Origin of the sequence: Streptococcus mitis SK597 (assembly GCF_000148545.1) — a bacterium.
GTDB classification, from domain to species: Bacteria; Bacillota; Bacilli; order Lactobacillales; family Streptococcaceae; genus Streptococcus; species Streptococcus mitis_C.
This window is the reverse complement of the sequence record NZ_AEDV01000098.1, coordinates 1-8,397: the sequence shown is the minus strand read 5'-3', so window position 1 is coordinate 8,397 and position 8,397 is coordinate 1. Positions and strand designations below refer to the sequence as shown.

At 42.3% G+C, this 8,397-nt stretch carries 9 protein-coding genes and 1 pseudogene; 4 read left to right on the top strand and 6 right to left on the bottom strand.

The genetic code is table 11. The features are described from left to right. Positions 1–56 precede the first annotated feature (56 nt). From SMSK597_RS12440 to mutL, 3 genes are all read right to left on the bottom strand, one after another. Complete coding sequence (locus SMSK597_RS12440; RefSeq protein ID WP_000166580.1) at positions 57–620, bottom strand: DNA-3-methyladenine glycosylase I; 564 nt, start codon at positions 618–620, stop codon at positions 57–59. Positions 621–629: 9 nt separating this feature from the next. Further along, positions 630–1,223 (bottom strand): Holliday junction branch migration protein RuvA, encoded by a 594-nt coding sequence (gene ruvA, locus SMSK597_RS12435; protein ID WP_000273425.1) that lies wholly within the window; start codon positions 1,221–1,223, stop codon positions 630–632. Between the two features lie 128 nt (positions 1,224–1,351). After that, positions 1,352–3,301: a DNA mismatch repair endonuclease MutL gene (mutL, locus tag SMSK597_RS12430; protein WP_000018192.1), complete on the bottom strand. Its 1,950-nt coding sequence runs from the start codon at positions 3,299–3,301 to the stop codon at positions 1,352–1,354. Between the two features lie 205 nt (positions 3,302–3,506). On the opposite strand from mutL, the gene SMSK597_RS12425 reads away from it, so the two are divergent. From SMSK597_RS12425 to SMSK597_RS12420, 3 genes are all read left to right on the top strand, one after another. After that, positions 3,507–3,947 (top strand): LytTR family DNA-binding domain-containing protein, encoded by a 441-nt coding sequence (locus tag SMSK597_RS12425; protein WP_000861959.1) that lies wholly within the window; start codon positions 3,507–3,509, stop codon positions 3,945–3,947. Next, complete coding sequence (locus SMSK597_RS0103410; protein WP_000743983.1) at positions 3,944–4,402, top strand: DUF3021 domain-containing protein; 459 nt, start codon at positions 3,944–3,946, stop codon at positions 4,400–4,402. Before SMSK597_RS12425 ends, SMSK597_RS0103410 begins: the two co-directional genes overlap by 4 nt. 215 nt (positions 4,403–4,617) lie before the next feature. Further along, positions 4,618–5,880, top strand: a complete 1,263-nt coding sequence (locus SMSK597_RS12420; protein WP_000075801.1) for an NRAMP family divalent metal transporter — start codon at positions 4,618–4,620, stop codon at positions 5,878–5,880. A 293-nt stretch (positions 5,881–6,173) separates the two neighbouring features. Here SMSK597_RS12420 and nrdI read toward each other — a convergent pair whose 3' ends face one another. The 3 genes and pseudogenes from nrdI to SMSK597_RS13135 all read right to left on the bottom strand — a co-directional run. Further along, positions 6,174–6,644 carry a class Ib ribonucleoside-diphosphate reductase assembly flavoprotein NrdI gene (gene nrdI, locus SMSK597_RS12415; protein WP_000849613.1) on the bottom strand — a complete coding sequence of 157 codons (471 nt, stop codon included), beginning with the start codon at positions 6,642–6,644 and terminating at the stop codon, positions 6,174–6,176. A gap of 77 nt (positions 6,645–6,721) precedes the next feature. Then, on the bottom strand, positions 6,722–7,255 hold the full coding sequence (locus SMSK597_RS12410) for an ABC transporter permease (protein WP_000729024.1): 534 nt from the start codon (positions 7,253–7,255) through the stop codon (positions 6,722–6,724). A 60-nt stretch (positions 7,256–7,315) separates the two neighbouring features. After that, a pseudogene (locus SMSK597_RS13135) lies at positions 7,316–7,510 on the bottom strand (helix-turn-helix domain-containing protein); the annotation flags it as partial. Between the two features lie 116 nt (positions 7,511–7,626). On the opposite strand from SMSK597_RS13135, the gene SMSK597_RS12405 reads away from it, so the two are divergent. Further along, positions 7,627–8,196: an MptD family putative ECF transporter S component gene (locus tag SMSK597_RS12405; protein ID WP_000748400.1), complete on the top strand. Its 570-nt coding sequence runs from the start codon at positions 7,627–7,629 to the stop codon at positions 8,194–8,196. The last annotated feature ends 201 nt before the right edge of the window (positions 8,197–8,397 follow it).

Below are 8,397 nucleotides of genomic sequence, written 5' to 3'. Positions count from 1 at the left end.
CCTTTCTCAGCTTTTTTCTATATTCTATTCTCAGATATGCTAGTTACCTGTACACACTAATGACCGCTTTTCCACTCACAATCGTTCTCATGGTCATCAACCAGGCCTGCTGCTTGTAAAAAAGACAAGACGGCGACTGGGCCTGTGAACTTGAAGCCTCGTTTTTTGAAATCTTTAGCTAATTTCTCAGACAAAGGTGTTTTAGCTGGGGCTTGGCGATAATCAGGAATATCGTTAACGACAGTTTTCCCCTCAACAAAAGACCAAAGATAGGCATCAAAAGAGGCATATTCTGCCTGTAGTCGTAGAAAGGCTTGGGCGTTAGCGCGTGTAGCAAAAATTTTCGCTCGATTTCGGATGATGGCTGGATTCTCTAACAAGGTTTCCAACTCCCCATCTGTCATTTCCGCGACAGCTTGAATTTGATAGCCATGAAAGGCTTCTCGGAAAGCTTGGCGTTTGTTGAGCACCGTTTCCCAAGACAGGCCTGCCTGATAAGTTTCCATACACAACAACTCAAACAATGCTTGGTCATCATGGAGGGGCTGACCCCACTCCTCATCATGATAGGCGATGTAGAGCGGATTGGTCATCTTGACCCACGAACAACGTTTTGTCATGCTCTGCTCCTATTTAACCAACATTTTAAGGGCCGACTTGATATAGTTCTCAGCTGTATCTGTCGTTCCTTCAAAGAATTTCTTGATTTTCTTGAGTTCGGTCGCCTTGTATCCCAGTGCCAGCATGGCTTCCATGGCTTCTTCCAATTCTTGGTTTTCAGCGCTAGCTTTCACTGCCACCTTGACAGGAAGATCATCTCCTGCAACTACTACCTTACCTTCCAAGTCCAACACCATCTGCTGGGCTGTTTTCTTACCAATTTTAGGGAACTTGGTCAAGTAGGTGATGTTCTTGGTTTCAATGGCTTGAACTAAGCCAGCATTGTCATCAGCAGCGATAATAGCAAGAGCTGATACAGGTCCAATCCCAGAGACCGAAATCAAACTTAGAAAGAGCTTCTTTTCGTCTTCTGAGCGAAAGCCATAAAGCAGATGGGCATCCTCACGCACAACCTGATGCACATAAATTTGAGCTTCTTGGTTGACCTGCCCTGAATAGGCATAAGGATTGGCCACATGCAGGATATAACCGATACCGTTGACTTCAAGAACAATGTATTTAGCAGTGATTTTGGTAATGATTCCTTTTAAATATTCGTACATAGTTTTCCTTTTATGCTCAATGAAAATCAAAAGCAAACTAGAAAGCTAGCCACAGGTTTCTCAAAGCACAGCTTTGATATTGCAGATAGAACTGACCTGGTTTGAAGAGATTTTCAAAGAGTATTCGTTTAATATTTCCCCAACTCACGGAGACTGGTATGATTTTCCTGAATACGTCGGAACATCTTTTCCATATCTGACTTGGTAAAATGCACCAAAACAGGACGTCCGTGGGGACAGTTATAGGGATTGTCACATTGAGAAAGCTGATAGAGGAGCTGTCTAGCCGAATGGTCATCGATACGATGATTGGCCTTGATAGATCTCTTGCAGGACATCATGATAGCTAGCTCTGCTCGGTATTTCTTGATAGAAACTTCCTTGGTCAAAAGGAGCATGTCGCACATCTCATAGATGCCTGATTCAATCTCTTCTTCTGCCATCCAAATAGGATGTTCGCGTAAGATAAATTGATTTTCTCCGTACTCTGCTAGAAAGACGCCCACTTCCTCCAAAAGTGCCATTCTTTCCTTGAGACGCAGGGCATCATCCGCAGGAAATTCAAAGATATAGGGCACTAGGAGTTGCTGCTGGCTCTGGTCAACATCGCCAATGCTTTCACGGTACTCCTCGTACTTAACCCGTTCCTGAGCCGCATGTTGGTCTATGATATAGAGTCCATCTCGCCCTTGGGCAAAAAGATAAGTCCCGTGCATTTGCCCGAAAAATTCCAACTCTGGGAAGCTGGATGATTCTTCTCGCTCCAGCTTGTCATAAGCCTTATCAAGACTCGCAAGGTCTAACTCTGGATGATCTAGCTGGTCGTAATTAGCAGGTTTTCTCTCTGCAAAATGCAGTTTTGCTGGCTTGGTCAGCTGGTCCAAGGTTTCCTTGGCAAACAAGGTCAAGTCTTGCCCTTCCTCAGTTAATTCTACCTGATAATCAGCCACCTCAGCTTGACTAGGTCTTGTCGACTCAGTTTTCTCATAGTAGAGCGTATTTTCTTTGAGTGGGAGAATGGTCTGCTCCACCTTTTGACGATTGCGCACGGTCGATTTAGCAAGATTTTCCAAGGCGTCAGGTATCAAAGTTTGCTCCTTGAGACTATTTGCAATAGCTTCTGAGACCAGCGCCATCAGTTCTTTTTCCTTGGAAATCCGCACCTCTTGCTTGGTCGGATGCACATTGACATCCGCTAGATAGGGGTCAATATGGATATGAATGACAGCCAGTGGAAAACGCCCCACCATGAGCTTACTGCCATAACCGTCAAGAATAGCACGATTGAGTAAAAAGTTCTTGATATAACGGCCATTGATGAAGAGGCTGATATAATTGCGATTGGCTCTAGTTAACTCAGGCAAGGATACAAAGCCAGAAATTTCGAAATCAAGGTCAGAATTCTCAATTTCAATCATCTTCTTAGCACTCGCCAAACCGTAAATCCCTGCGATTGCTTGTCGCAGTTGACCAGTACCAGCTGTCCGCGTCATTTCCTTGCCATCACTAATCAAGCTAAAAGAAATTTCAGGATGGGCTAAGCCCAGACGGTTGACAATATCAATGATATGAGACAACTCTGCTTGCTGGCTCTTCATATACTTGAGGCGGGCAGGCGTGTTGAAAAAGAGATCCTCTACACAAACCTTGGTTCCCACAGGACTAGTCGCTGGGATGACTTCTTCAACTTCTCCCCCACGCGCGACTAACTTGGTTCCATGACTAGCACCATCCACCGCCGTCAACAAAGTCAAGACACTAACAGACGCAATAGAAGGCAAGGCTTCACCTCGAAAACCAAGCGTCCGAATCCGAAAGAGATCTGCTTGATTTTTTATCTTACTGGTCGCATGGCGACGCAGAGCCAGCTCTACCTCATCGTGGGCAATTCCATGACCATTATCTGTTATTTGGATTTTTTTGAGACCAGCTTCCTCAATCTCAATGATAATCTGGCTAGAGCCAGCGTCAATGGCATTTTCTACCAACTCTTTGACCACACTGGCAGGACGTTCGATAACCTCTCCAGCTGCAATCTGGTTTGCCAGTACCTCTGGTAATTCAATAATATGAGACATTTTTCAGCCCCTTTCTGTATCTATTTTCCTAGAAATTGATTAGTGCTATTATACCATATTTCAGATAGGACAGAAAAGCTCCACCACATAGAAGCCAAATCCCGCCACATAGACAAAGTCCCTTGCAAGGGTCTGGAAAATAGTGTTTAATAAAGATATACAGGAAGTGATCACAACCTTGTATAACTAAAAAGGAGAAAAATTTATGAAAGTAGAACTACAGATTAGTGAGACTTACGAAGAGGAAAAGCTGATTGTTCAAGCACCTCAAGAGACCGAAAAAGTCCAAAAAGTCATCGAGTTCGCAGAAAATCTTGACCGAAAAGAAACAATCAAAGGGAAAATCGATAATCAGGTCTATCTCGTTGAGATTGGTAAGATACAACGCTTCTATATCGAGAATCGGAAGGTTCTAGCAGAAACAGCAAGTCAGACCTACACCATTGACTTACGACTCTATCAGGTCCTTGAACTCTTGCCAACCAATTTTATCCAAATTTCCCAATCAGAAATCATCAATATCGATTCCATCTCTCATCTCAAGCTCACCCCCAACGGCCTAGTAGAAATTTTCTTGAAAAACGAAAGCTTCACCTACTCTTCACGCCGTTACCTAAAAACCATCAAGGAGAAATTAGAACTATGAAAAAACAAATCTTCCACGACGCAGCCACCGGTGTTCTTATCGGCCTCATCCTCTCTATCATCTTTTCACTCATTTATGCACCAAGTACCTACGCCCCGTTAAGTCCCGACTCTCTTATCGGACAAATGATGACTCAACATCAGGTTCACGGTGCCTTGGTCTTGCTCTACTGCACACTGATCTGGGCAGCCATTGGTATTCTCTTCAACTTTGGCAAGCGATTATTCAGCCGTGACTGGAGCATGCTTCGTGCCACTCTGACTCATTTCTTCCTTATGCTGGCTGGCTTTGTCCCACTAGCAACTCTAGCAGGTTGGTTCCCTTTCCACTGGTTCTTCTATCTCCAGCTCATTATCGAGTTTGCGATTGTTTACCTCATCATTTGGGCTATTTCCTATAAAAGAGCATCAAAAAAAGTGGACCATATCAATCAACTCTTGGAGCATAGAAAGTAAGAACCTCATAATAAGCAAATCCGAGAAAGAAACTTCTCGGTTTTTCTTTATCCTGCTGCACCTTACTATCATAGCAGTTATTTTCAGATCTTCTTTGTGAATTTTCTGTAATTTTCTATCTTTTTTCAAAATATTCTTGCATTTTCCCAAAATTTTTTGTAGAATATAGATTACATATCCAGATTATTCTGAAAATTCAAAAAGGAGTATTTATCATGTCGCAAGCTATTTCGTTAAATCAATCAACCTGGACAAGTAAACTAAAAGCAATGGGACCTGGAATCCTAATGGCTTCTGCCGCTGTTGGCGGTTCCCACATTGTATCTTCCACTCAAGCTGGTGGTTCTTACGGTTGGTCTCTACTTCTCTTGGTCATCTTAGCCAATGTCTTTAAATATCCATTTTTCCGTTTTGGTGCTGAATACACAGCTGATACTGGAAAGACTTTGGTTGAAGGTTATGCCGAAAAAGGGAAACTCTATCTCTGGATTTTCTTTATCCTCAATATCTTTTCGGCTATGGTCAACACAGCTGGTGTCGCCATTCTGTGCTCAGCTATCATCGCCAGCGCCTTCCCAATGATCGGTCTTAGCATCACTCAGTGGTCCCTCATTCTCGTTGCAATCATTTGGGCTATGTTACTCTTTGGAGGCTACAAACTCTTAGACGGCATGGCAAAATGGATCATGTCAGCTTTGACCATTGCAACTGTTCTTGCAGTTATCATCGCGGCGATCAAGCATCCAGAATACAGCTCTGATTTTGTCGAAAAGACACCTTGGCAAATGGCAGCTCTACCTTTCATCGTTTCCCTCTTAGGGTGGATGCCGGCTCCTATTGAAATTTCAGCTATCAATTCACTTTGGTCTGCTGAAAAGAAAAAGACCGTCAACTTTAACACAGAGGACGCTCTATTTGACTTTAACGTTGGTTACATTGGAACAGCTATCCTAGCTGTGTTCTTTGTAGCACTGGGAGCACTAATTCAGTATCCTACAGGGCAAGCAGTTGAAGCTGCTTCAGCCAAATACATCTCTCAATTCGTGGGCATGTATGCCTCTGTTCTTGGCGAATGGTCCCGTTACTTGATTACCTTTATTGCCTTCCTGTGTATCTTTGGAACAGTTATCACTGTTATCGATGGCTATTCTCGCGTCAATCAGGAATCTCTCCGACTGCTAATCAGTCAAAAAGAAGACAGTAGTAAATCTTTGAACATCTGGATGACCATCACTGCTATCATCGGTATCGTCATTATCAAGTTCTTCGCTGGTCAGGTGTCAACCATGCTCCGCTTTGCCATGATTGGTTCTTTCCTGACAACACCATTCTTTGCTCTTTTGAATTATGCCTTGGTAACGCGTGAAAACAAAAATCTTCCTTCTTGGCTCAAACACCTTGCCATTGCAGGATTGATTTTCCTCTTTGGCTTCGCCATCTTCTTTATCTACGCACTCGCAATCGGAAAAGCAGGATAATCGACAAAGCGCGAGATGAAGATAAGGTTTCATTTCAAGAGAAAATTCAGCAAATATTTCTATGATAAAAAGCATAAGAACAAGGTTTCGAAGACCTGAACTTATGCTTTTTTACGTTCTCAAAGACTGTTTATACTCAAAAAACAGTTGAACAACTTCAACCACCTCTCATAAGAACTTTATACTATTCGAGAATCTCTTCAAACCACGTCAGCTCTATCTGCAACCTCAAAGCTGTGCTTTGAGCAACCTGCGACTAGCTTCCTCGTTTGCTCTTTGATTTTCATTGAGTATTAATTCTCCTTTTCCAACTCATACAAATCTGCGATAATAGCTGCGACACGTTTGATATCTTCCAGCATACCTCGCATTTCAAAATCAGCCAATACAGGGAAACCAAAACGTTGACTGTATTGCTTGGCTGTCAGGCAGTATTGGTTATTAAAGTTACGATTTCCTGAACCAACCACACCAAAACACTTACTAGCATTGTCACCATAGGCGATAAAATCTCCCACTGGTGTCGTCAAAATCTCAACATCTCCGTTATCCACGCCATTCCCACCTTCTAGGTAAGTCGGCAAAAAAGCAACATAGGGATGCTCCATTTCATAGAAATCTTGGCCTTCCTTGACCAAATCCTTGATATGAATCTTTTGAACCTCAATTCCCTCGTACTGGGACAAGAGATAGTCTTTCAAGCGCGTCACAAAACTTTCAGTATTGCCACTCAGACTAATATAAACTAAAGAAATTGTCTTCATATGTACCTCCATGATTTTATCTATAATCGAAAAATAACTACCAAGATTGTATCTTGATAGTTATTTTTTGTCAATACTTAAGCAAGTTCTTCTGTTTCCTCTTCTTCAGCCAAGGCTTTCTGTTGACGCCAAATCTTATAGAAAACAAGGGCTAGGAAAAGAACATTGATGACGATAGAGAGAATGCTAACGGCTTGTGAAATAACACTTATCCCTAAACGCATGGTTTCATCGTGAACTAACTGCACAGCGTCCTGTAAACCAACATAGCCATAAATCGAACCAATAATGGCTAGCAAAACATAGCCGACATAAGTATAGTTTGCATATTGCAAATTCTTACGAATAAGGAATACAATCGCTACTACAACTAAAATAGCAGATAGCACAATCAAGGCCATATTAAAAATAGAATGAGTTGATTCTGCTACTCTATAGGTGTAATTGATGTTGTCTTCTAATTGCTGAGCACTGACCCCTGCAACCTGTTTCTGAGCGGCACGAAGAGCTTCTTTGCTAGGCAAGGGCTTCAAAAGTTCAAACAGAGACATAACTGAAATAAGGGCAGACAAGATTAGCAAGACCCATAGATAAATCGGTTTCTTTTTCATGATAGAACCTCCTGATAATATTATTCATATTATAGCACATTTTGTAAAGGAATACAAATCTTATAGTATCGTTTCTACCTGTTTTCGGTAGGCTTTTGGCGATTTTCCGCACAATTTTCGGAACACTTTATAGAAATATCCCACGTTACTGTAACCAACAGCATAACAAATATCTTCGATACTGTCACTAGTCGAAAGCAAGAGTTGCTGGGCGGCCTTAATGCGTTGTTTATTTAATAATTCTGCGAAACTTGACTTGATACCTTCAAATTCTGAAATACCTGACTATTAACTTCGATGCTGCGCCCATTTACAATCCCATCAAACCATGGTACAATGAGAATTGTGAAAAAATTATCAGGAGACAATTCATGAAAAAATCTATCTTAACTACACTTCTTTTTGCAGTTCTTTACTTCCTCTGCATGGGGATTGGTGTCCTTTTGGGCAATCTCTTTGACCAAACTGGAAACATGTTTTATGCGCCTGCTTTTACTGCCCTTGTCGGCGGCAGCGTCTATATGATTCTAGTCGCAAAAGTTCCGCGCTTTGGAGCCATTACCACTATCGGCCTTGTCATGGCCCTCTTTTTCTTGGGATCTAAGCACGGTGCTGGTGCCTTCCTTCCTGGAATTATCTGTGGCCTCCTAGCAGATGGAGTAGCTAGCCTCGGAAAATACAAGGATCAAACAAAGAACTTCCTTTCTTTCCTTATTTTTGCCTTTAGCTCAACTGGTCCAATCTTACTTATGTGGATTGCGCCCAAAGCCTATATGGCTACCCTTCTGGCAAGAGGAAAATCCCAAGAATATATCGACCGTATCATGGTCGCACCAAATCCTGGAACCATCCTTCTATTTATCGCAAGTATTGTCATCGGAGCCCTAGTGGGTGCCTTGCTTGGACAAGCCTTGAGTAAAAAATTTGCACAGAAAATCTAGTCAATAAAAAAGAGCCAGACGGCTCTTTTTTATTTATGGCTCAAGACTTAGTCAAGAAGTCTCCCAAGAATTGATACTCTTCGAAAATCTCTTCAAACCACGTCAACGTCGCCTTGCCGAAGGTAGGGTTACTGACTTTGTCAGTCTTATCTACAACCTCAAAGCAGTACTTTGAGCAGCCTGCGGCTAGTTTCCTACTTT

Bases quoted from the DNA above. Each gene is read 5' to 3' on its own strand.
- SMSK597_RS12405 (WP_000748400.1), top strand. From the start codon at position 7,627: ATGAAAAAATCTATCTTAACTACACTTCTTTTTGCAGTTCTTTACTTC.
- mutL (WP_000018192.1), bottom strand. From the start codon at position 3,301: ATGTCTCATATTATTGAATTACCAGAGGTACTGGCAAACCAGATTGCA.
- SMSK597_RS12420 (WP_000075801.1), top strand. From the start codon at position 4,618: ATGTCGCAAGCTATTTCGTTAAATCAATCAACCTGGACAAGTAAACTA.
- SMSK597_RS12410 (WP_000729024.1), bottom strand. From the start codon at position 7,255: ATGAAAAAGAAACCGATTTATCTATGGGTCTTGCTAATCTTGTCTGCC.
- SMSK597_RS0103410 (WP_000743983.1), top strand. From the start codon at position 3,944: ATGAAAAAACAAATCTTCCACGACGCAGCCACCGGTGTTCTTATCGGC.
- SMSK597_RS12425 (WP_000861959.1), top strand. From the start codon at position 3,507: ATGAAAGTAGAACTACAGATTAGTGAGACTTACGAAGAGGAAAAGCTG.
- ruvA (WP_000273425.1), bottom strand. From the start codon at position 1,223: ATGTACGAATATTTAAAAGGAATCATTACCAAAATCACTGCTAAATAC.
- SMSK597_RS12440 (WP_000166580.1), bottom strand. From the start codon at position 620: ATGACAAAACGTTGTTCGTGGGTCAAGATGACCAATCCGCTCTACATC.
- nrdI (WP_000849613.1), bottom strand. From the start codon at position 6,644: ATGAAGACAATTTCTTTAGTTTATATTAGTCTGAGTGGCAATACTGAA.